The organism is Bacillus sp. DJP31 (assembly GCF_049310945.1).
Classification (GTDB): domain Bacteria; phylum Bacillota; class Bacilli; order Bacillales; family SA4; genus Bacillus_BS.
Window position 1 is genome coordinate 29,799 of sequence record NZ_JBMERO010000026.1, and the last position, 21,802, is coordinate 51,600.

Sequence of the window (21,802 nt, forward strand, 5' to 3'; positions counted from 1 at the left end):
CTGAAGGAGGTTCATCGCCCCGGGGATTGGTGCATCCTGCAGTGGAAATCAACAGGTAGATTTGAACATACTTTTTTAAAAAATGGTCTTTTTCAGTGCCCGCGAAAATATACTGTTCGCATTTTTGTCGCTATACTACATGTCTTATTAAATTCATCATCAGTAAGTAGATTTTTTTATCTGTTTTTAGGTCTTAGGAAAAGTGCTTGATTCATAACTTTAGATAAATTCATAGTTGGGTACTCACCTTTTATTAATTGATAAATTTCTTGTATGATGCCTTCTAATTCTCTCACACTATCTTTAGGGTGTTCTACTAATATAGAAGTAAAACGTTGCGATACATTTTTTGGAACAATATTCATTGCTTCTAAGGAATACTTTTGCCATTTAAATGGAGGGTGATGGACATATTGCCGATTTAAACCAAAGAGTATTCCCAGCAAATTTGTTTGTACAGCAACGATTACTTTATAAAGCATGAGCCAATCTTCACGAGCGAGTAAGGCCTCACGATTACTCCATCTGCTCCCAAGCCCAAGATGGATGTTTTCTCTAATCATCGCTTCACTTAATTTTTTTGGATAAATCTCTACATTTTTCTTTAGTTTACGAATGACCTCCTCGCCACCAAGCGAAATACCATTAAAAACTGATGCTACAAGACATTGTTTCTCTAAATCTGTATCAAACGATAGGGTTACATCATTAATGATTGATTGAACAGTACTAGTCAGAAAGTTACTGATCTCTAATTTGATACCATTTGTAGTATAGGTTTCTGACCATTCTTCTTCCTCATAAGGATGAAAGTCAATAATGCTACCGTTAACTGTATGAATGGAAGCTTTTCTATCTTCGTCAGTTGGACTTTCTTTCCAAAATACAAACAACTCAATATCAGAATACTCATCGTACCAATTACGTGAAACAGAACCTCCAAGAAGAACAGCCTCAACTTTTGAATTTTGTCTATAAACTCTAGAAATATCAGTTGCTAACACCATTACATTTACATAATCACCCCTATTTGTTCTTGTATCATTTGAATTCGATATAACTGGTTGCTTTCCCTTTTACTGATTTTATTTGGAATAAAAAAACTTTACCCGGAATTCGAGTAAAGCGCGCCGTTAAATACGTTTTATTCTAACTATCTTCTTTTCATACTGATCGTGCGTGGACTACCCTTACGAAGAGTCTATTTTTTTACCAGTCCCTTAGAGAGAAGGAATTCTCTAGCGACAGCTTCATATTCTTCACCATCGATGTCAACTCGAGCATTCATTTGCTGCATGTCTTCTTCTGTTATTTGTCCAGCTAATCCATTCAATGTTTCTTCAAGTTCTGGATATTGGACAAGTATTTCCTGCCTTACAACAATAGCTGCATCGTAACGTGGGAAGAAACCAAGGTCATCTTTTGTTGTTTGAAGGTTTGAGCGTTCGATTCGGCCGTCTGTAGTAAAGGCTGGGATGACATCTACTTCGCCATTGAGTAAAGCTTGATACATGATGTTCGGGTCAAAGCTTTCTTTTTGTTGGAATTTAAAACCATAGGCTTCTGCAAAAGCATCATATCCATCACCTTGTCTCTCGTAAAAAGCATGAGGCGCTCCAAATGAAAGGTTCTCAGATAATGCGGCAATATCTGAGTATGTTTCTGCTTTGAAATCTGCTTCCTTAGTGTACGCAAGTGTATAGTTGTTTTCGAATCCTAATGGCTTTAGCCAGGTTGCATCGTAGCGTTCTGCATACCCATCTCTTACTCTGTTTAGGATACTATCAGCTGACTCACCAGCTTCTGCCTGTTCATTTAAGACAGCTTCTAAGCCAGTTCCTGTATATTCGATGTACATATCAATTTCGCCTTTTTCAAGTGCTGGTGTCAAAATCGCGACTTCACCTAATCCATCTTGAAGGTCAACCGAGTAGTCCGTATTTTCTTCAATATAAATGGCAAGCAATTGTGAAAGGATATATTGCTCTGTCCAGTTCTTACCTGAAACAACAATCGGTTGAACTGAAGATTTCCCGTTATCCGTTCCTCCACATGCAGTAAGTAGTAGTGTAATAGCCATGAAAATAGCTATAAAAGGTTTCTTTTTCGCCAATTTAATCTCTCCTCTATTTTGAAATAATCCCTTTAGGTGTAACTTTTTTCTCGACTAGCTTTAAAACAAAATCAAAAAACAAGGCCATTAACGCAACAGGAATAGCCCCTGCTAAAACAAGACTGTTATTCCAAGATTGAAGACCTCTCCATATAATGTCTCCCAATCCTCCTGCTCCAACAAATGTAGCAAGGGTCGCAATACCTACAGTTAAAACAGTGGCCGTTCTGATTCCAGCCATCATAAATGGTAACGAGAGAGGCAATTGGATTTTCCAAAGGATTTGCCGGGGTGTCATTCCCATTCCTTGCCCAGCTTCAATGATTCCCGCGTCCACTCCTATAATACCTGTATAAGTATTTCGAAGAATAGGTAGAAGCGCATATATGATGAGTGCGACTAGGGCCGTTTTGGTTCCAATTCCTAAAAGGGGTACTAGGAAACCGAAAAGTGCAAGGCTAGGTATGGTTTGTAGGACAGCTGTTATTCCTATGTAGAACTCCGCCATTTTTCTTTTTCTCGAAATATATATCCCAAGAGGCAAAGAAATAGCGACGGCAATAAATATAGCTAAGAATGATATATAGAGGTGTTCAATGGTACTCTCAACAATTAAATCCTGCCTAGTTATGATGGTATCTATAAACATTTGAAGGGCATCCACCTATTGTACCTCCTCCTGAATACCCGCAAGCTCTCTTAGCAATTGGTTTTTTTCGATCATACCTTTTGGGTGACCATTTTCTCCAGTAATGATGATGGTTTCAGTTTCTTTTACTAGCATAAGACGCGCTACTTCCTGTAAAGAGGATTGATAAGATAAAAAAGGAAAATGAACATCTTTTTGGTCCGATGGCCAAGGCCGCATAATGGAATCTACGCGAGTATCTCCCAAGGTATTCGAAGTTTGTTTTACTCTATGCTCCCCAATGAAGGAACGCACAAACTCATTTATTGGATCTTGAACGAGCTTTGTAGGAGAGGCAATTTGTTGAATGCTTCCATCTTTCATCACGACAATTTCATCAGCCAATTTTAATGCTTCATCCATATCATGGGTGACAAATACGATCGTTTTTTGAATGTTTTTCTGCATGAGCTTCAACTCATCCTGAAGCTGCTCTCTGCTGATGGGGTCAAGTGCGCTAAATGGTTCATCCATCAGAATAATCGGAGGATCACCGGCTAATGCTCTGATCACACCTATTCGCTGTTGCTGACCGCCACTTAGCTCTAATGGATATCTCTTTTTATATACATGAGGATCCAGTCCTACTAAATCAAGCAATTCATCTACTTTTTTCTCGTAATCTTTCTTTTTCCAGCCCTTAAGTTTGGGAACTATAGAAACATTCTCTTCAATGGTCATATGTGGAAGCAAACCTATTCGTTGAATCACATAGCCAATATTGCGTCTGAGTTCTACATCATCTTCGGTTAAAATATCGTTTCCGTTGATTGTAATGGTACCGGACGTAAGGGGAATTAACTTATTGATCATTTTCATTGTGGTCGTTTTCCCGCAACCACTTGGACCAATTAATGTAACTAAGTTACCTTTTTTCACAGTAAATGAAACATTGTCAACAGCAGTAGTATCGTTTATAAACGTTTTTGTTACCTGATTAAATGTGATCAACGTTTTTCACCTCCCTTAATGATGATCCATAAATATTTTTCCACAAGTACTTCCATCTTATAAAGAGCTCTGTAAACAGTCAAAGAATTGGATTGCAAACCGCACATTGAGTGATTTCTAGGAAGCTTTTAGAAGTAGCTTTATAGGGTAGGAAGGCAGGTCTACTGAATAACTAAAATCTGTATAAAAAGCTAGTTTAGTGAATTTTTTTTGCGACAATACTGATTAGTAACTATAATAGAGGTAACAAAATATAGAAGGATAAAAGCCCGAAGAAAATGAAACGTAGAAGAAGGAGAATATAATTGGAAAGAAAAACAGCGTTAGTCGTTGGAGCTACAGGCTTGGTTGGGACTGAATTGGTAAAAATATTAGTAGAAGCTAAGGAATATGAAAAGGTAGTAGTTTGGGTTAGAAAATCTACAGGAATGACAAACGAGAAGCTTGAAGAAACCATAATAGATTTTGACAAAATAGAAAGCTATAAGCTTGATAAGGCTAAGCATGTATTTTGCTGCCTAGGTACAACGATAAAAAAGGCGAAGACCAAAGAAAATTTCAAAAAGGTTGATTTTGACTATCCTGTTTCTTTAGCTAAACGAGCAAAAGAAAGTGATGTATCTAATTTCCTCGTCATTTCAGCAATGGGTGCCAATGAAAAGTCTGGCATTTTTTATAATGCAGTCAAAGGGCAGATGGAAGAAGAGCTGAAGAGAATCGGTCTAAAAGGGCTAAAAATATTTAGACCATCCTTACTATTAGGTGAGCGAAATGAATTTAGATTGGGTGAAAAAATAGCAGAAGTTGTTTCTAAAGGTATTCCCTTCTTATTTAATGGCTCTTTAAAAAAATATAAGCCCATATACGGATCTATAGTTGCAAAAGCTATGTACAAAGCAGCGGTAGAAGAATTACCTGGATGTGAAGTTTTTGAATCTAAGGAAATTGAGGTAAAGGGTTCTTTGTAATTCGATTAAAAGGTAACAATCCGAAATGGTAAGGGGAGTTCCTTTACGACATGCAGGATATATTTTCCTTATGGCGAATAGTATGAGTAAAGTCTTACTTTATAAAGAAGTAAGGCTCTTTTTCATGATCATGGAACTTTATAAGTAAAAGATCGCCATGTGTATTTAATAACGTTGTTTAAGGGAGTGAAATCCCAAACCTAAGCTAAACTTAATCAATATAACCGAAATTTATTGTGGGGGGACTAATTTATGAAAGTAATTGAAACAGAAAGATTGCTACTCCGGTGGGCAAGGGAAGAGGATGCTCCCTTTATACTGGAGCTTTTGAATGATCCTTCCTGGATAAGATATATAGGAGATAGAGAGATTAGGACAATTGAACAAGCTACGAATTATATTTCCTCCGTACTTATAAACATGTATGAAAGAGTAGGATTTGGTTTGTATCTGGTTGAACGTAAGGAAGATAAAACACCACTGGGCATCTGTGGACTAATTAAACGAGATTCATTGGAAGATACCGATTTAGGTTTTGCTTTCTCCTCAAAATTTCAACGAAGAGGATATGGATTTGAGGCATCTTCCGCCACTCTTGCATATGGGAGAGATCATTTAGGTCTTACTAAAATTGTGGCCATTACTTCTGAGAAAAATACCAATTCCTCTAAACTGCTTGAAAAAATTGGAATGAAGTATGACAGAATGGTTTTATTGCCTCAGGATAACAAGGAGCTTAAATTATTTAAAATAGAGTTTGATCTTTGAGTTTAGTAGTAAATAGGTGGAGATTACGATAGATATAGGAGTAATTTTAGTTATTTTCATTTCCTTATGGTCCATTACAAAGACGTTAGAAATATTGACTGACAAGATAGTAGAAAAGCAAGAGAAACAAAACAATTATTAGAAGAAATCAAAAAAAGTTAGAAAAGGACCTATCTAAGTAAGAGTAGATTTTTTAGACTATGAACAAGTATAAAAAGAACGAACAGAATTAATATTTCTAATCTGTTCGTTCTTTTTTAGATAAATGTGTCTTACCTTTTTTTCTTTTTCGAATCATCTACAATCAGTTTAGTATTTTTAATGACGTTATCCAAGGTGACATGCACATGAATCTTTTTCTCATTAATACTAGTAACACTTGTAACTTTACCTTTACGACCTTTAATGGTTAAATCTTCACCTACAGAAGGGACGTGTTTACGCAACTGAACTAATAAAAGATTTTTGTTTTCGAAAAAATGAACACCAAACATTTTATTCTCACCTATTTCTTATGGGATATGTTACAAAAAATACTCATTGTCCTTCATATAAAATATTTGATTATTGTTAGATTTAGACCAAAATACACAAAGAAAAGTAAAACAAAAATAGATTTTGAAAGAAGGATTGAGAGATTGATTCAGAGAAAGATTTACAAAGTTGTAGGTAAAGTAATTTCATCTATGAAAAATAGAGTATTCCTTGTACTAGCATTATGCCTCGGCTTAAGTGTTATAGGTACATCAATTTCCCCCTCAACTGCCTATGCCTGTTCGTGTATAGAACCCGGAGCTGTTGAAGTTGAGTTAGAGCGTTCAGACGCCGTTTTTACGGGAAAAGCAATTGAAATAAAAGAACAAAAACAATTGGGTGGAGGTACTATAAATAAAATACTATTTGAGCTAATAGCCACTTGGAAGGGTGAATCGAAATCTCAAATAGTAATAACCACAGGTCAAGGTCATGGGGATTGTGGGTATGATTTTAGACAAGGAGAAGAATATCTAGTGTATGCTCATCGGTCTTCAATGTACGGGTATAATAATACAGGCCTTACTACAATCGTTTGTGACAGAACAAATGAATTAAGTGAAGCAGAAGATGATTTAGTAGAACTTGGCGAGGGAAAAGCACCAACAGAAGAAGGTAATTTGGTTAACAAATTTTATGGTACCCGTACATTATTATGGATGATAGCAATTGTCGTAATTGGTTTTGTTTCTTTCTTAGTGCGGAGAAGATTTAGAAATTAAAGAAGTATCGATCAACTTATACTAGTAAGGGATTTCATATATATCATGATAAACAAAGGCGAAGCAGTTAAATATTCTGGTAATCATTTCTGAGTAATTATTTGTGAAAGGAGCAACCCGAGTTGAAACGAATAAAACTCATTTTACCACTATTTATTTTTCTGATCATCCTGTCAGGGATAGCCGGTGTTAAGAGAATTCACTCGAATTAGACAAAGCGATGCCCAAAGATTTTAACTTTAGCCTTACTTATGGGGCATATGGAAAGAAAAAAATAGATACTTTTAACGACATTATTATTAAGGACCTAGTAGAAGAAGGAACGATCGAGGCCAGTATAGTCTTAACAGAAGAAGAGATGAGAAGTATTTATAAAGAAATGATGAGTATACACATAATGGATGAATTAGATTTAGATAAAGATAAGGAATGTGATGCCGAACCTTCTTCCATTTCTGTTTGGAAGGTTCAAATGGATGGAGAGACCAAATCTTTTTATCATAAGACATACTGTGATTATCCAGAGGATGTAAAGAATCTACTAAAACTTGAGAACTATATTCATGGCATTATTGTTGGAAAAGAAGAATATGAGAGACTACCAGAGATAAACGGGTCATACGCATTAAGGAAGATTAGGATATTGTAGTTCATCAATTTTATAGTAGAGAATGGTACCTGTTTTACAGGCTATGTGGATAGTTTTTCAGGGGATGTCCAAACTAAAAGTAAATCTATTTTGGCTTGGCATAGGAAAAATACAGCATTTAAAAGGGGGTATTCTTTTTGCAAAACGGTCCCAATGTAGACAGATATTTACAAAATGGTATTTATGGTACAAAAGAAATTAAACCAGAAGAGCGGGAAAGATTTCTAGGAACATTAAGAGAACGGGTTGTCGTCGCACTGACAAAGAAGCAGGTTAAAGAACCTGGTATTTATAAAGAAGTTGAAGACCTAGTGAAATCAAATATAGAAGCGAAGATGTATTTGAACGGAAATATGAGTTATACCGATTTATCTGATTATATAAGGATAGCCAATGAGAATGGCATGCTTTTTACAATGGTTGTAAATAAAGACGGTGAGTCGGATCTAGGATTAGTTTTGGCATATGATCATGCCATAGACATGGAAGAAATTTTTATTCAGCAAGAAACCAATGATTTAAAGGATAACGAGGAAAAAGATCAACCTTTAGTTGCATTTTTCAAGAGTTTATTTAATTAGTGAAGAAGGAGTAAATATGGAAAGAAAGATAGCCTTCGTAGTTGGAGCCCACGGGCTTTGGTAGGGTATTGGGCTTAGAAGGCTAAAAATCTGTAGATTATCCTTACTTTTAAGGGCGTAAGGATAATGTTCCAAGCAAATATCAATTATAGAGGATGTTCAAAAAGTCCGGCAAAAATAGCTTCGAATTTCTTCGTCAGCTCGTCTTTCCGCTCCTCACGTATACAAAACATACGCTCCGGTGCTCAAGACTTCGCTTCCTTGAACTTCTTTGCTCTTTTTGTCCTCCTTTTTGAACAGGCTCTTATAGATTTATTTTGAAATTGTTCTTTTACTAACAGGTGGATTGCCGCATATAGGCAATTGCCTTTTTTTGTTGATGTGAAAAGTCAATTTATAGATCAACATGTCTATGTTAAAGTTATTAACGAACAAAATAGCTGATAATTCTTCTTTAAACGATAGGGATAAAGAATCTATTTTAGATTATCTAACTCGCCATTTCTCGGTTTCAGCTTCCCAACAAGGAGCTTTAATTGATGAACTGAGAGAGAAAGTTTTCTCATGGTTTTCATTGTAGGCATTGTGGAAGTGCATCAGTGGTTCGTTACGGGAAGCAAGATGGTCGCCAACGTTATAATTACCATTCCCTACGAAGTATTTACAACTTTATTTAGTGTGGTTTCAATTCCTCGGCAATAGAAAAATGGAAAGCGATTTGAGCAAGAAAAAGCAAATGCTTATCTTGGCAAGTGTTCATGGAACTTGAGAAACCGCAGATAAGTTAAGACTGAGAGACTTTTGCATTCTAAGTGCCAAGATTATTCGTTTTTTATAGGAAAAAAAAATGCACATAACAAATGAGCTGGGAAATGTATCTCCAAGCTCATTTCTAATATACATATGGCTCAAGCAATGGCACAGGATCTAAAAGATTACAATATAACTTCAATTGCAGTTACCCCAGGGTTTTTAAGATCAGAAGCTATACTTGAACACTTTGGTGTTACGGAAAGAAGGAGCCAAAGTTGATCCGCATTTTATTGCTTCTGAATCCCCTTATTACATTGGGGAAGCAATAAAGTGTCTCGCCTTGGACAATACCATTGCTGATAAAACGGGTGGAATTTTTAGTACGTGGGAACTTTCTGAGATTTATGGGTTTAAAGATATTGATGGCTCACAACCACATTGGGGAAATCACTTCAAAAATAATGTGGATATTTAAATAAAGCAATATAATTAAATTTGTACCTCTTTTTGAGTTAACGTGTGCATTAGTTGAAAAAGCAATTAAATAAAGGACCACACATTTTAGATATGTCTAATATGTGTGATCTTTTTATTATCATCTACTTAACCTATCTAATCTAAATATAATACATATTGTCACTTCGTTATTTTGGTTGCGATTAATGTTGTCATTTGAGGTGATAAAAGAAACAAAAGGAATAGGTAATTTAAGTTAAAATATAAAGAGATTTTAGCTAGCTGTGTTGAATTGAGTAACAACTAAATGGTGGAAACTTTCATAAAAAGAGAATTATTATCAAATGGCGTAAAAGGTGAGTGATGTAATGGTGTTGTTCCAAAGAGATAGTTTACTAGTTCGTGAATTAGAGGAGAAGGATAATTATCTATTAGCAAAGTGGCTTTCTGAGCCATCTGTTCTTGAATAGAATTAGAGGATTTGTTGGATGGTTTTGAAACAGAACGTTTTGATTAACAGTAAAGTTGGTGGAGAAAGGATGCTCGAATTGAAGATCAGTGAACTTAGAAGTCAGCTCATTTTGCTTATTGGACATTTTAAAAGAAAGTTGTGATGTAGTGATTCGATTAGCCAAAGAAACTGATGCTGAATCAATTATTGATATTAGAAAAGAAATTATATTATCAGAAACGACGACAAAATTTTTTGTACCATCCCCCAATGAATTACCAAGCAATGTTGAAAAGGAGAGAGAAAAAATTCAGAAAAGCCATGAGAAAGGTAATCTTTATATCGTCTATGAAGTAGAAGGTAAAGTGGTTGGTTTTTTGCTCTTCAATCGTTATGAACTTGAACGTTTAAAACATGCTGGGTCAATGGGAATGGGAATCAGAGATGAATATACCAATCAAGGTATTGGGACCAAACTAATTGAATTCCTGATAAATTGGGCTGAAAAACAAAATAGTTTAGAAAAGATTTGCTTAGGGGTAGTTTCCATAAATGATAGAGCCATTAAAGTATATAATCGTATAGGCTTTGTAGAAGAAGGCAGGCAAAGACATCAGTTCAAATATGAAGATGGTTCATATGGTGATGACATATTAATGGCTTATTATCTTATATCGCCTTCAACCTTGTTGAACAAACGGGTGAATTAGTCCAAAATTCTAGGTAGCTAAAAGGTTGCTTTTTCTTCTTCAACTAAAGGAGAAGTAGGTTGTATAAAACAATCAACACGAATTATACCTCTTACAGGTTGAGAAATATAAAAGGATATATCTTCCTAGTGACGAATAGTATGTGTAAAGCCTTACTGGAATTGAAGTAAGGTTCTTTTGTTTCATATTAATTTACAAGCATACTACTGAATAAACTTATACTGTTTTGATGTGATTGTATAAATGACCATTTACTATAAGGAGGAATCATAATGGAAGTGAAAATTCGTCCAATACAAACTACTGATGCAGTCGCACTTCACCGAATTTACATACAAGACGAGGTGCTGCCGAATATGGTCTTTTTACCAAGCATGAGAATAAATGCTGTGGAAAACCGAATCCGCAATTTAGGGCAAACTGATTTTGAGTTTGTGGCAGAGCTAGACGGAATTGTAGTTGGTTTCATTGGCATGAGTCAAAAGTCGGGCCGTCGTTCTCATTTTGGAGAATTGTTTATAGGAGTTGATAGTGAACATCACAACAAAGGAATAGGTATAGCATTGCTTAGTAAGATGCTTGATCTTGCAGACAATTGGCTCATGCTTGAACGCATTGAACTCGGTGTCTTGGAAACCAATCCAGGTGCACAAGCATTATATGAGAAGGTTGGATTCATCGTAGAGGGAAAGAAAAAAGGCGCCATACGAGCAAATGGAAGGTTTATTGATGAAACAATTATGGGTCGTTATAGACCAAACGGGTTACTTTTGAAAAGTTGAATATGATTACTAGTTTCTGAGAAATTGAACCATATACAAAGGGGTGTTCTTATTGGAAAAAGTAAATATTAATGAAAAGTTCAAACTATTTAATGAATACTGGAGTCCTAAAATTGCAGGTGAGATCAACGATACGCATGTGAAATTCGCTAAATTAAAAGGCGAGTTTGTCTGGCATCGTCATGAACATGAGGATGAGATGTTCCTTGTCGTAAAAGGAAAGCTATTGCTTAAATTCAGAGATAAAGACATTACATTAAATGAAGGAGAGTTCATCATCGTTCCAAAGGGTGTTGAGCACCTACCTGTTGCCGAAGAAGAAGTACACGTCCTGTTGCTGGAACCAAAATCAACACTTAACACGGGAGATCAAGTAAATGAAAGAACGGTTTCTGATTTGGAGTTGATTTAGTTGTGTTGCTAGATATTTAATATCGAGTCTAGGAAGGACTTGAAGAAGAATTGAAATTGAGCAAATCCAGCATAACGATCCTTATAAACAATCTATTAGGTGAAGGGAGAATAAAGCAAATAGGTAAAGCGAGGAACACAAAATATTATGTTGATTAATACAGGACAGTCTTTTGAATAGCCTTTACAACTTTTCAAAAACAATCAAAGTGAGGTAACGGATTTTGAAGAATAAGGTTAGAAAAATATTGTTATATATTTTTGTTGGACTTATCTTACTGTCTGTTTTTTTCTATTATCAAAATAACTCAATTGTAACGACCGAATACAGCATAATCTCGAGTAAGGTTCCACAAGATTTTGATGGGTATAGAATTCTTCAATTGTCTGATCTTCACAGTAAATTATTTGGAAAAAATCAACATGGAATTTATAAAAGAGTGGAGAAGATAGATCCTGATCTAATAGTCTTTACTGGGGATTTGGTAGATTCGAAACGATACAATGAAAAGAACGCTCTGAAATTAATGGAGAGAATGGTACAAATCGCTCCAGTCTATTTTGTGACTGGAAACATGAATGGTGGTCTGGGAATTTTGATGCATTAGAGGTTAAATTAAAAGATATAGGTGTACTAGTAATGAGGAATTCCTTTAGAGAAGTAACGAAAGGAAATGATCATATTCAACTTATAGGAATTGATGATCCAGCAAAGAACACTGAATCATATGCTGAGCGACAGATAGCAGAAGAAGCGATTAAAACTTCAATGAGTAAAATAGAGGAAAAGGAAAGCTATAATATTCTGTTATCCCATCGACCAGAACTGATTTCTTTGTATTCAACTTTCGACATTGATTTGGTTCTTTCAGGTCATGCTCACGGTGGACAGTTTAGAATTCCTTTTATCGGTGGTTTAGTGGCACCTAATCAAGGAATATTTCCAGAGTACACATCTGGAAAACATACAGGAGACAATACAACCATGATCGTGAACAGAGGACTCGGAAATAGTATCATTCCTATTAAACTATTTAATCGTCCGGAGATAGTGGTTTTGACATTGAAAGTGGGAAATAACTAATCGAAATATCTGTACTCAAAGGATCATTATAAGGGACCTCCCGCAAAAAAATTGATGAAGAAGCATAAGCTAAAATTGAATACATGGCTCGGTCCCATGTGTAAACAAAACCGGCAGAACTAAGAATAAATAGGTTTATGAACATGACAATTTCCTCTACGGAAAAGGGTACTTTTTTACTTATTACAATTGTCCTACACAGAAAAAACACAAAGAAAATCATTGCATTTCATATATCAAATCGCACTGTTTTTTTCTTTGTATCTGGTGAATGGTAACAATAATTTTTTCCTTGAGGCTTGGTCGTCATCCTAAAATTTGTATCCATCTACCGAGTAATAGTTTGATGTCAGCAACGTTACTCTATCAAACTTCTTTCATACACCTTAAGATTACTATAAATCATTTGTAACACGGGGACTTCGATGTTTTCCCTTTTTGCTAAGTTATATATGTACCCTTGAAGGTGATCTGCCTCCACTTGTAGTCCCTTTTCCATGTCTCGTTGCATGGATGATTTCATTTCATACCCTAAAGTATTCACACGGTCTTGCATGACTTGCTCTATATGATCTCGAATTGGTGCCCCAACTGCTCTCATCACAGTAGCTAGCTCCTTAACTAAATGAGAGATTGTTTCAGTTCCACCAATAGCCTCACGAATAGGTCCGATTGGTGATCGCATCAATGTGGTTACACCAGAAAGAGTTGTAATAAACAAATACTTATGCCACATTTCACTTACGATATCATCACTTAAGCGAAAAGTAGCCTTTGTTCCACTAAATACTTTTTCTAGCTGCTCAATTCTTTCCGTTCTTTCTCCGCTCATTGCACCGAATACTAGATCGTGAATGGGACTTGATTGAACTACATTTCCTTCCAGGTCCAACGTTGACTCTATAAAACAGAGGCCGCCAATTACACTTTCTTTTCCAAAACGGTTTTGGAGTAATTCAACATGAGAGATTCCGTTTAATAAAGGTAAAATCATCGTGTTTTCACCGACAAATGGTGCAATACTATCTAAGACACCGTTCAAATGATAGGCCTTAGTTGATACGAGTATCACATCAAATGAAGCAGTATTCTCTTTTTCCGTGATAAGCTTTGGTCTAAGCGCAACATTTCCGTTTACACTTTGAATGTATAATCCGTTTTCTTGTAGCTGATTTTTCCGTCCCGCGCGTACTAAAAAGGTTACATCTTCCTCTTTTTCAAGTAGTCTTCCTCCAAAATAACCGCCTATTGCTCCAGCACCAACTATTAATATCCGCATATTTTCACCTCGAATTATGAATTACCTTTAGTGTAAAGGAGCTTTTACCTTTCGTCACCAAAAATGCTTACTAGTTTTTCTGAATTTATATAATATTTACCTTGTTTAAGGATTTCCACATCTGTATGCTAAAATCAAAGAAAACGTTCAATGGAGAGAATCTCTTATGTTTGAATTAATGATCACGATGCTTGAACGACTTGGCATCATTGTAACAGTTGCTTTTGTCATTACACGGTTTCGTTTCTTTCGAAGGATGATTCAGCAAGAACAGTTTGATCGTAGGCAACAATATAGCGCTATTCTTTTTTTCGGATTCTTTGGTATTATTGGTACCTATTCAGGGATCGCGTTTAGTACCGATTCATTACAATTTAACCGTTGGACACAAGGTCTTTCTCCAGATGAGGCTATTGCCAATTCACGTGTTATTGGGATTGTTATTGCGGGTTTACTTGGGGGATATAAAGTCGGGATTGGTGCAGGAGTTATTGCCGGTGTCCATCGTTATACTCTCGGTGGTTTTACGGATATCGCATGTGGTTTATCTGCAGTCATCGCAGGTATTCTTTCAGCGGCCTTGCATAAAAAAAACCGAAAACCTACTCTCTCTTCTGCATTAATTATTGGCGCTTTATCAGAAACCATCCAAATGATTGTTATTTTAGTCGTTGCTGATCCCTTTGATCGTTCGTTAGCACTTGTAAAAGTGATTGGTGTACCTATGATTCTAGCAAATGGAATTGGAGCGGCATTATTCCTCTTGATTATCAAAAACGTGGTAAATGAAGAGGAAAAAGCAGGGGCACTTCAAGCTCATAAAGCTTTGCGTCTAGCAGAACTAACCATCACTCACCTTAGAAAGGGGTTAAATGTAGCCTCAGCAAAAGCAGTGTGCACTATTTTATATAACGAGGTCGGAGCGTCTGCCATTTCCATGACAGATAATGAGAAAATTTTAACGCATATTGGACTAGGTGATGACCATCATCAAGAAAATAGTCCACTTCAAACAGCCATCACGAAACGAGTGATAAAAGAGGGACGTTTACTTATGGCCAATCAAGGTGATATTCATTGCGCAGATCCTGATTGTCCATTAAGATCTGTGGTTATTTCTCCTCTAAAAAGGCGTGGGGAGACAATTGGTACGATAAAGTTCTATTTTCAAAGTGAAAAGGAGATCTCTAATCTAGTAATTGAATTAATAAAAGGTCTAAGTTCATTATTGAGTCATCAACTTGAGATTGCACAAGTTGAAAAAGCGAATGAACTAGCAAAGGAAGCTGAAATTAAAGCATTACAAGCTCAAATCAGTCCTCATTTTCTCTTTAATTCGTTGAATATTATTGTCTCATTAATTCGGATCGATCCGACGAAGGCCAGAAAGCTATTAATTGCACTTTCTCACTTTTTCAGGCAAAATTTATCGGCAACTACTCAAAAATGGACAACTCTTGAGGAAGAGTTGAAACATGTAAGAGCATATTTGTCCATCGAAGAGGCTCGTTTTATTGATAAACTGGAGATATCCTATGAAATTGATGAGTCCGTATTAACGCAAAAAATACCACCTTTAACTCTCCAACCGATCGTTGAAAATGCAGTGAAACATGGCATTAAAGATAAAGAAAAAAATTGTTATATCAAGATTTCCATAAAAGAAGTTCATGGAGAAACGATAATTTCGGTTAAGGATAACGGAAAAGGATTTGATCCAGGTCGTATTGACCAGGCAGGTAAAATCATATTCTCCACATCTGATTCTGGGACAGGAATAGGTTTATACAATGTAAATCGTCGTCTTATTATGATGTTTAGTGAAGCTGCGGCGATCCATATAAATAGCAAAATAGAAGAAGGTACAACTGTCTATTTTCGAATAGTAACAGATTTGGAGGAAAGTAATGAAAATTAAAGTACTTATCATTGATGACGAACGTTATAGCCGTGAAGAAATCATACATCTATTAAAAGAATATGAATTTATCGAAGTTGTAGGAGAGGCAGATTCGGGTGAAAGTGGTGTGATGAAGACTCTCCAACTTCAGCCAGATGTCCTATTCTTAGATATAGAAATGCCGAAAATGAATGGGATAGAGGTTGCAAAGGCAATTAAAGAATGCAAGCATGTTCCCCTCATCGTATTTGCCACTGCTTATCCAGATTTTGCAGTAGAGGCTTTTCGCCAAGAAGCCATAGACTATTTACTAAAGCCGTTTGACGATAATCAATTACGAGACACAATTACAAGAATTAAAAGGAAACTATTACCCCATGATAACAATCAAATAAATACTCTTCATCCAAACAAGCTTGCAGTTGAAGGTGATGATGAGATTCTTTACCTTCACCCCGCTAACATTTTATATATATACCGAGATGAAAGATATACAAAAATCGTTACAAAAGATAATACATATGATACTAAAACACCTTTAAAGGATTTAGAAACTAGATTAAAAGATTTTTCTTTTTTTCGCATTCACAAAGGATATTTAGTCAATCTAGATTACGTGGTACGTTTGACTCCTTGGTTTAATGGTGCCTACCAATTAGAAATAAAAGATATAAAGGAACTTCTCTCTGTAAGTCGAAACTATGTAAAAGGATTGCGGGCACGGCTTGAACTATGACATGTTGTCTTAACATTCATACCTCTTAAACACTAAAAACAACATGTCAGACACAAAAACGTCACATTTTCCGCCTTTTCTTTATACTTAATGTAAGCGGATACAAGAAGGGGGATTTTTTCATGTTTACTTTTATTGCAAGTATCATTCTATTAGTGGTAGGTTACTTCACTTATGGTAAGTTCGTAGAAAAGGTTTTTGGTGTGAACGAAGGTCGTAAAACACCAGCTTATACACATAGTGATGGCGTTGATTACTTACCAATGGGCAAAAAAAACAATTCATTGATTCAGCTTTTAAATATTGCGGGTGTTGGTCCAATCTTCGGTCCAATCATGGGTGCACTTTACGGGCCTGTTGCGTTCGTTTGGATCGTAGTCGGCTGTATATTTGCTGGAGCCGTTCATGATTATTTAACAGGTATGATATCCATTCGAAATCGTGGTGCACATCTACCCGAGCTTGCGGGTAAATTTTTAGGTAAGGTAATGAAGCACGTAGTTAATGCTTTTGCCATTCTATTACTCTTGTTAGTAGGTACTGTTTTTGTTACTGCACCAGCTGGTCTCCTTCATTCGTTAATGAATGGGCAGGTAGCAATGGGACTTATCATCGCTGCAATTTTTGTCTATTATATTTTAGCAACACTATTACCTATCGATAAAATCATTGGACGCCTATATCCAGTATTTGGAGCTTTACTAATTATTAGTGCAGTAGGTGTTGGTGGAATGTTAATCTTTACAGGCGCATCAATCCCTGAATTAACTTTTGAAAACATGCATCCTGGTAATGCTGCAATCTTTCCTCTATTATTTTTAACGATTTCATGTGGTGCACTTTCAGGATTCCATGCAACTCAAACACCAATTATTTCTCGTACAACACAAAATGAAAAACAAGGACGTTTCATTTTTTACGGAATGATGATCGCAGAAGGTATCATCGCGATGATCTGGGCTGCAGCAGCAATGAGTATATTTGATGGCCAATCGTTAAGCGAGATTCTTGCTAATGGTGGACCAGGAGCAATTGTTAGTGAAGTTTCAACAACATTGCTTGGTGCTGTTGGTGGTACACTCGCCGTTATTGGAGTAATCATCCTTCCCATTACTTCTGGAGACACGGCATTCAGAAGTGCTCGTATGATTATCGCGGATTATTTAAAAATCGCTCAAAAGAAAGTGTCAACTCGTTTATGGATTGCCCTTCCATTGTTCGTCATTTCTGTTGCTTTAACTTTTGTTGACTTTACGATTTTATGGCGTTACTTCTCATGGGCTAACCAATCAACGGCTGTCATTGCCCTATGGGTTGGTGCAATGTATCTATTTATTGCGAAGAAACAATACTGGATCGCCATGATCCCAGCAATCTTCATGACCATGACCGTATTCACGTATATCCTAAACGCACAAATTGGATTTGGCTTATCAATGACCATTTCATACATCGCTGCTGCAATTATTACTGTAGCAATTGTTGCAATCTTCTTCAAAGCAGCAATCAAAGCTCGTAATAATAACGTACAGCTAGATGAAGATGTATTTGAAAAGGTAGCTTAATAAAGAGCTTGGGGTTTTTCTAACGAGTTCTCAAACAGAATAAAACCAAACGGAAAGCATGTGAATTCACAACTGAATTCACATGCTTTTTTTGTTGAACCAGGAAGCACGAGAACCGTCCCCATGCTTCCTTGAAATTCGCTAAATTAAAAGGCGAGTTTGTCTGGCATCGTCATGAACATGAGGATGAGATGTTCCTTGTCGTAAAAGGAAAGCTATTGCTTAAATTCAGAGATAAAGACATTACATTAAATGAAGGAGAGTTCATCATCGTTCCAAAGGGTGTTGAGCACCTACCTGTTGCCGAAGAAGAAGTACACGTCCTGTTGCTGGAACCAAAATCAACACTTAACACGGGAGATCAAGTAAATGAAAGAACGGTTTCTGATTTGGAGTTGATTTAGTAGCTTAGCATATGAACAATCGTTGCATTGATCCAGGCACTAATAAATCATCTCCACTCTCAGATTACCTGTTGCACAACAATTGCATGAAAATGGGGAGTTCAAATGGTTTACAGTTAACTTGAACAATGAGTTTGCTTCTGTATTCCATTCAGGACAATGGGGAACAGAATTTTTTGTGCCTATCGTTACGGAAAAGGAAATGACCTATATCAAAGCTGTAACTCCAGATGATACTTTCTTTAATCAATATGAATATTTTTAGCTTTCAGGAACCGAAATGACAAAAGAAGAAGAGGCAAACCAAAACAATGAGGAGGAAGACGGTATAAATTCGAAAAGATTTAAGGAGAGAAAGACTGACTATGGAACAGATCGAAAAGAAATTACCAGAGCGGAAGGAAAATCTAGGAAAGGCATTAGAGAAGATGGCCTATGAAGTAAGTGGAGAAATTGACCGCGGTGAGTATGTGACATTTGATAAGTCAAAAGAAGCACTAGAATGTGAGTAATGAAACATGTAGGAAGCTAACGAGAATGAGAAAGGTGAAATAACTTACTTGCAGGCATATATGATGTACACATACGAATCATTTGAAACATTTGAAGTCTTCACGTTATTAAGACCTGTTTTTATTACTTTTTTTATCGTTACATTGAATATTTTTATAGGAATGAAACTACCAAAATCAAAACGTAACATTATAAATGGCTTCTCTGTCTCAAGTATTTCAATCCTTTCTATAGTGGTATCTGCACAAATATTATTTTATAACGGAATCATTGTTGATGAGATCAATTTAGCAGAAGATTCGGTTTCAAGCGTTCTATTTTTAGCGATTGTGGGCTTAAGTTTATTGAATCCATTAATTTATTTCGTTCGGCATAGAGATTAACGAGTATACATTCCCCCAAGCCGTTTTTGCAAGAAAGCTGCTTTTTGTCGTTACTCTCAGCTGCCCTATATTTTTGACTAGTAGTAGTCTGATAAAATATGATAATAGAAAATAAGTGAACGTTAGAGGTTACTGATGAAAATTTTAATGGTTGAAGATGATAAAACCATTGCAGCTGGATTGGAGTATTCCTTGCAGAACGATGAATATGAGACCATTCTCTGTCACAATGTAGAAACGGCATTGAAGGTTCTAGCTGAACAGTTAGATGAGTTCGATTTGTGTTTGTTTGATTTATCTTTACCGGATGGTAGTGGGTATGATTTATGTAAGTATGTGAAAAAGAACAGTGATAAGCCGGTCATTTTTCTGACAGCCTTTGATGACGAGGTGAATGTGGTGATGGGTCTTGATATGGGGGCAGATGATTATATAACGAAGCCATTTCGTATTCGTGAGCTGCTTTCAAGAATTAATTCAGTGTTCCGCCGTTACCACAAGCAATCGCAGGCGAAGCCAGTTATCGAAATTGAGAATATTCGTGTGAATACATTAGAAGGCAAGATTTATAAAAATGGTGAGGAAGTGCTTGTGACAGCACTGGAGTATCGGCTTTTCCTCATATTTGCGACTCATATTGGACAAGTGTTAACGAGAAATCAACTACTAGAGCGTATCTGGGATGTAGCGGGTGATTTTGTTAATGATAATACGCTAACGGTGTATATCAAGAGATTAAGAGAAAAGCTTGATGATGTTCCGTAAAGCCCGACGCTCATTAAAACCGTGCGTGGTTTGGGCTATAAGGTCGGTGAGTAGTTTGCTACGAAATCGAGAAATTCAGCTACTAGTCCTCTTCCTTAGTACAATCTGTCTAATTGCAACGGGTTTAGCTGCAATCATTCTTTGCTTACAAGCCGCGATACTTGTATTCATCACATCTGCTTTGCTTATAGGCTGTAGTCTAGGTTTTACAGCTTGGCGTTATCGAGAAATTGAAAAGCTTTCAAGTTATTTACGCCGCATTAGTAGTGGAGATTATACCCTTGATCTTCGAGATAACCATGAGGGGGAGCTATGCTATTAAAAAATGACATCTATAAAGTGACTTTAATGGCATCTGAGCATAGCTCGCTTTTGCAACGTGACAAAGCGAAATTAACCAATGCCATTTCGGATATATCCCATCAGCTAAAGACACCACTAACGTCAATGACGGTGATGGCTGATTTGTTAAGTGATCCTAATCTAAAAGAAATAAAAAGGGTCGAATTCACGCGTAATATTGGCGTTCAATTAGAAAGAATGGAGTGGCCCGTTTCTTCTTTACTAAAGTTATCAAAAATTGACGCCGGTACGGAGCACTTTAAAAAAGAAAGGGTGGCTCTTCAAAAAGTAGATTTCCTTACTAAATTTTCAGCGTAAAATATTTAAAATTAGGCTTTTTTCATTGCTCCATTACGGGGTGAGCTTTAGCTGAACAAGATTTACTAAAGATAAATCTTGTTAATTCATTATGATGTAAAGGCTATATTATAGATCTTATAAAATTTATAAAGTGCATCAACAAACATAATTGTTAGAAGTGCAAATACGCCCTTTTTTATGTATAGGAAATTTATTATTGGCAATAAACCAAAGAGGCAGAATGGAAAAAAGGTAAAAATGCCCTATTAAAAGCATGTTATTTTCTTTTATAATGATATATAGAAAATCCACTAAGTAAAGAATATACTTAAATTAACGAAGGCTAGTTTAATAAGAAAATATAGAAAGGGGAAACATTTATGACTCAATATATTTATATTGCTTCATCAATGAGATTACCTAAAGGTTCATTTGGATCAAACCCTTTATCGTTTGAAAAACCGAATATCTTTAGAGATGAATTAGACTTCACGAATGTATATTTTGAAAATAATTACGATAGTAAATTAAAACGAAGATTTTCATTTAGTCCGCACTTCTCATTCAATCACCAAGTCGCAGTTGGCTCAAGTTACATCCCTTTAAAATATCAATTAAAAGGAACTGTGGATGAAGAAAAATGTTTAATAATACTATACTCTTATTTAGATAAAGCCCTTCAGGCAAGTGGAGTTGTAGAGTATTTTACTTGTCTGAGTGGTAAAGAAGACTTGGCAATTTCAAAAAAACAAAACATTCGTTGGATGGACATAAAGAAACCTTATGATCTAGTCTTAGAAGACCGTGAATTTTGGAAAATTACATTTTGAAAATGTCTAAATATTTTAACGATCAATTTAGTTAAATAGGTTAATAGATTCTTAAATGTCGCATTTTACCCATTTCGTATGGACGGTTATCAAAAAAGTAGTCATGCTGTATTTGATATAAAATACCACGTTATATGGGTTACGAAATATAGGTATAAGGTTTT

General features: G+C 36.0%; 21 protein-coding genes and 6 pseudogenes. 20 read left to right on the top strand and 7 right to left on the bottom strand.

The genetic code is table 11. From position 1 onward, the window contains the following. Positions 1 to 176: 176 nt before the first annotated feature. The 4 genes from ACOI1C_RS18240 to ACOI1C_RS18255 all read right to left on the bottom strand — a co-directional run bounded on the left by ACOI1C_RS18240 (position 177) and on the right by ACOI1C_RS18255 (position 3,752). Positions 177 to 1,007, bottom strand: a complete 831-nt coding sequence (locus tag ACOI1C_RS18240; RefSeq protein WP_422512020.1) for a DUF4037 domain-containing protein — start codon at positions 1,005 to 1,007, stop codon at positions 177 to 179. Between the two features lie 194 nt (positions 1,008 to 1,201). After that, entirely contained in the window at positions 1,202 to 2,113 is a 912-nt protein-coding gene (locus ACOI1C_RS18245; protein WP_422512021.1) for a glycine betaine ABC transporter substrate-binding protein, read from the bottom strand. Positions 2,114 to 2,126: 13 nt separating this feature from the next. Beyond that, on the bottom strand, positions 2,127 to 2,762 hold the full coding sequence (locus ACOI1C_RS18250; protein ID WP_422512041.1) for an ABC transporter permease: 636 nt from the start codon (positions 2,760 to 2,762) through the stop codon (positions 2,127 to 2,129). 15 nt (positions 2,763 to 2,777) lie between these two features. Beyond that, complete coding sequence (locus ACOI1C_RS18255; protein ID WP_422512022.1) at positions 2,778 to 3,752, bottom strand: ABC transporter ATP-binding protein; 975 nt, start codon at positions 3,750 to 3,752, stop codon at positions 2,778 to 2,780. A gap of 305 nt (positions 3,753 to 4,057) precedes the next feature. Here ACOI1C_RS18255 and ACOI1C_RS18260 point away from each other — a divergent pair, with 305 nt between their 5' ends. Both ACOI1C_RS18260 and ACOI1C_RS18265 read left to right on the top strand, forming a co-directional pair. After that, positions 4,058 to 4,720, top strand: a complete 663-nt coding sequence (locus ACOI1C_RS18260; RefSeq protein WP_422512023.1) for an oxidoreductase — start codon at positions 4,058 to 4,060, stop codon at positions 4,718 to 4,720. 252 nt (positions 4,721 to 4,972) lie between these two features. After that, positions 4,973 to 5,488: a GNAT family N-acetyltransferase gene (locus ACOI1C_RS18265; protein ID WP_422512024.1), complete on the top strand. Its 516-nt coding sequence runs from the start codon at positions 4,973 to 4,975 to the stop codon at positions 5,486 to 5,488. A gap of 272 nt (positions 5,489 to 5,760) precedes the next feature. Here the strand turns inward: ACOI1C_RS18265 and ACOI1C_RS18270 are convergent, their stop codons facing one another. Then, positions 5,761 to 5,982 carry a hypothetical protein gene (locus ACOI1C_RS18270; protein WP_422512025.1) on the bottom strand — a complete coding sequence of 74 codons (222 nt, stop codon included), beginning with the start codon at positions 5,980 to 5,982 and terminating at the stop codon, positions 5,761 to 5,763. Between the two features lie 144 nt (positions 5,983 to 6,126). Here ACOI1C_RS18270 and ACOI1C_RS18275 point away from each other — a divergent pair, with 144 nt between their 5' ends. From ACOI1C_RS18275 to ACOI1C_RS18315, 9 genes and pseudogenes are all read left to right on the top strand, one after another. Continuing rightward, positions 6,127 to 6,744: a hypothetical protein gene (locus tag ACOI1C_RS18275; protein ID WP_422512026.1), complete on the top strand. Its 618-nt coding sequence runs from the start codon at positions 6,127 to 6,129 to the stop codon at positions 6,742 to 6,744. 220 nt (positions 6,745 to 6,964) lie between these two features. After that, positions 6,965 to 7,393: a hypothetical protein gene (locus ACOI1C_RS18280; RefSeq protein WP_422512027.1), complete on the top strand. Its 429-nt coding sequence runs from the start codon at positions 6,965 to 6,967 to the stop codon at positions 7,391 to 7,393. A gap of 137 nt (positions 7,394 to 7,530) precedes the next feature. Continuing rightward, positions 7,531 to 7,974, top strand: a complete 444-nt coding sequence (locus ACOI1C_RS18285) for a YueI family protein (RefSeq protein WP_422512028.1) — start codon at positions 7,531 to 7,533, stop codon at positions 7,972 to 7,974. Between the two features lie 412 nt (positions 7,975 to 8,386). Beyond that, positions 8,387 to 8,612 (top strand): annotated as a pseudogene (locus ACOI1C_RS18290) (transposase-like zinc-binding domain-containing protein); the annotation flags it as partial. A gap of 250 nt (positions 8,613 to 8,862) precedes the next feature. Next, positions 8,863 to 9,202: pseudogene (locus ACOI1C_RS18295) on the top strand (short-chain dehydrogenase); the annotation flags it as partial. Positions 9,203 to 9,801: 599 nt separating this feature from the next. Then, positions 9,802 to 10,344 carry a GNAT family N-acetyltransferase gene (locus ACOI1C_RS18300; protein WP_422512029.1) on the top strand — a complete coding sequence of 181 codons (543 nt, stop codon included), beginning with the start codon at positions 9,802 to 9,804 and terminating at the stop codon, positions 10,342 to 10,344. A 272-nt stretch (positions 10,345 to 10,616) separates the two neighbouring features. Continuing rightward, positions 10,617 to 11,126, top strand: coding sequence for a GNAT family N-acetyltransferase (locus ACOI1C_RS18305; RefSeq protein ID WP_422512030.1), 510 nt, complete (start codon positions 10,617 to 10,619; stop codon positions 11,124 to 11,126). A gap of 52 nt (positions 11,127 to 11,178) precedes the next feature. Continuing rightward, positions 11,179 to 11,538: a cupin domain-containing protein gene (locus ACOI1C_RS18310; RefSeq protein ID WP_422512031.1), complete on the top strand. Its 360-nt coding sequence runs from the start codon at positions 11,179 to 11,181 to the stop codon at positions 11,536 to 11,538. A 223-nt stretch (positions 11,539 to 11,761) separates the two neighbouring features. Further along, positions 11,762 to 12,621: pseudogene (locus tag ACOI1C_RS18315) on the top strand (metallophosphoesterase). A 52-nt stretch (positions 12,622 to 12,673) separates the two neighbouring features. Here the strand turns inward: ACOI1C_RS18315 and ACOI1C_RS18320 are convergent. Beyond that, positions 12,674 to 12,811: pseudogene (locus tag ACOI1C_RS18320) on the bottom strand (YitT family protein); the annotation flags it as partial. A gap of 168 nt (positions 12,812 to 12,979) precedes the next feature. Further along, a complete protein-coding gene (locus ACOI1C_RS18325; protein WP_422512032.1) occupies positions 12,980 to 13,900 on the bottom strand; it encodes a ketopantoate reductase family protein in 921 nt (306 codons plus the stop codon). A 166-nt stretch (positions 13,901 to 14,066) separates the two neighbouring features. Here ACOI1C_RS18325 and ACOI1C_RS18330 point away from each other — a divergent pair, with 166 nt between their 5' ends. From ACOI1C_RS18330 to ACOI1C_RS18370, 9 genes and pseudogenes are all read left to right on the top strand, one after another. Continuing rightward, a complete protein-coding gene (locus tag ACOI1C_RS18330; protein ID WP_422512033.1) occupies positions 14,067 to 15,818 on the top strand; it encodes a LytS/YhcK type 5TM receptor domain-containing protein in 1,752 nt (583 codons plus the stop codon). After that, a complete protein-coding gene (locus ACOI1C_RS18335) occupies positions 15,808 to 16,536 on the top strand; it encodes a LytR/AlgR family response regulator transcription factor (protein ID WP_422512034.1) in 729 nt (242 codons plus the stop codon). The genes ACOI1C_RS18330 and ACOI1C_RS18335 overlap by 11 nt, the downstream gene beginning before the upstream one ends. A gap of 122 nt (positions 16,537 to 16,658) precedes the next feature. After that, on the top strand, positions 16,659 to 18,101 hold the full coding sequence (locus ACOI1C_RS18340; RefSeq protein ID WP_422512035.1) for a carbon starvation protein A: 1,443 nt from the start codon (positions 16,659 to 16,661) through the stop codon (positions 18,099 to 18,101). A 131-nt stretch (positions 18,102 to 18,232) separates the two neighbouring features. Beyond that, positions 18,233 to 18,505 (top strand): annotated as a pseudogene (locus tag ACOI1C_RS18345) (cupin domain-containing protein); the annotation flags it as partial. A 365-nt stretch (positions 18,506 to 18,870) separates the two neighbouring features. Then, positions 18,871 to 19,017: a hypothetical protein gene (locus tag ACOI1C_RS18350; RefSeq protein WP_422512036.1), complete on the top strand. Its 147-nt coding sequence runs from the start codon at positions 18,871 to 18,873 to the stop codon at positions 19,015 to 19,017. A gap of 48 nt (positions 19,018 to 19,065) precedes the next feature. Beyond that, complete coding sequence (locus ACOI1C_RS18355; RefSeq protein WP_422512037.1) at positions 19,066 to 19,401, top strand: hypothetical protein; 336 nt, start codon at positions 19,066 to 19,068, stop codon at positions 19,399 to 19,401. A 135-nt stretch (positions 19,402 to 19,536) separates the two neighbouring features. Continuing rightward, a complete protein-coding gene (locus ACOI1C_RS18360) occupies positions 19,537 to 20,166 on the top strand; it encodes a response regulator transcription factor (RefSeq protein ID WP_422512038.1) in 630 nt (209 codons plus the stop codon). A 55-nt stretch (positions 20,167 to 20,221) separates the two neighbouring features. Next, positions 20,222 to 20,799: pseudogene (locus tag ACOI1C_RS18365) on the top strand (histidine kinase dimerization/phospho-acceptor domain-containing protein); the annotation flags it as partial. A 389-nt stretch (positions 20,800 to 21,188) separates the two neighbouring features. Further along, positions 21,189 to 21,638, top strand: a complete 450-nt coding sequence (locus ACOI1C_RS18370; RefSeq protein ID WP_422512039.1) for a hypothetical protein — start codon at positions 21,189 to 21,191, stop codon at positions 21,636 to 21,638. Positions 21,639 to 21,802 lie beyond the last annotated feature (164 nt).

Bases quoted from the DNA above. Each gene is read 5' to 3' on its own strand.
- ACOI1C_RS18240 (WP_422512020.1), bottom strand. From the start codon at position 1,007: ATGGTGTTAGCAACTGATATTTCTAGAGTTTATAGACAAAATTCAAAA.
- ACOI1C_RS18250 (WP_422512041.1), bottom strand. From the start codon at position 2,762: ATGTTTATAGATACCATCATAACTAGGCAGGATTTAATTGTTGAGAGT.
- ACOI1C_RS18265 (WP_422512024.1), top strand. From the start codon at position 4,973: ATGAAAGTAATTGAAACAGAAAGATTGCTACTCCGGTGGGCAAGGGAA.
- ACOI1C_RS18270 (WP_422512025.1), bottom strand. From the start codon at position 5,982: ATGTTTGGTGTTCATTTTTTCGAAAACAAAAATCTTTTATTAGTTCAG.
- ACOI1C_RS18280 (WP_422512027.1), top strand. From the start codon at position 6,965: ATGCCCAAAGATTTTAACTTTAGCCTTACTTATGGGGCATATGGAAAG.
- ACOI1C_RS18305 (WP_422512030.1), top strand. From the start codon at position 10,617: ATGGAAGTGAAAATTCGTCCAATACAAACTACTGATGCAGTCGCACTT.
- ACOI1C_RS18325 (WP_422512032.1), bottom strand. From the start codon at position 13,900: ATGCGGATATTAATAGTTGGTGCTGGAGCAATAGGCGGTTATTTTGGA.
- ACOI1C_RS18330 (WP_422512033.1), top strand. From the start codon at position 14,067: ATGTTTGAATTAATGATCACGATGCTTGAACGACTTGGCATCATTGTA.
- ACOI1C_RS18335 (WP_422512034.1), top strand. From the start codon at position 15,808: ATGAAAATTAAAGTACTTATCATTGATGACGAACGTTATAGCCGTGAA.
- ACOI1C_RS18340 (WP_422512035.1), top strand. From the start codon at position 16,659: ATGTTTACTTTTATTGCAAGTATCATTCTATTAGTGGTAGGTTACTTC.
- ACOI1C_RS18350 (WP_422512036.1), top strand. From the start codon at position 18,871: ATGGAACAGATCGAAAAGAAATTACCAGAGCGGAAGGAAAATCTAGGA.
- ACOI1C_RS18360 (WP_422512038.1), top strand. From the start codon at position 19,537: ATGAAAATTTTAATGGTTGAAGATGATAAAACCATTGCAGCTGGATTG.
- ACOI1C_RS18370 (WP_422512039.1), top strand. From the start codon at position 21,189: ATGACTCAATATATTTATATTGCTTCATCAATGAGATTACCTAAAGGT.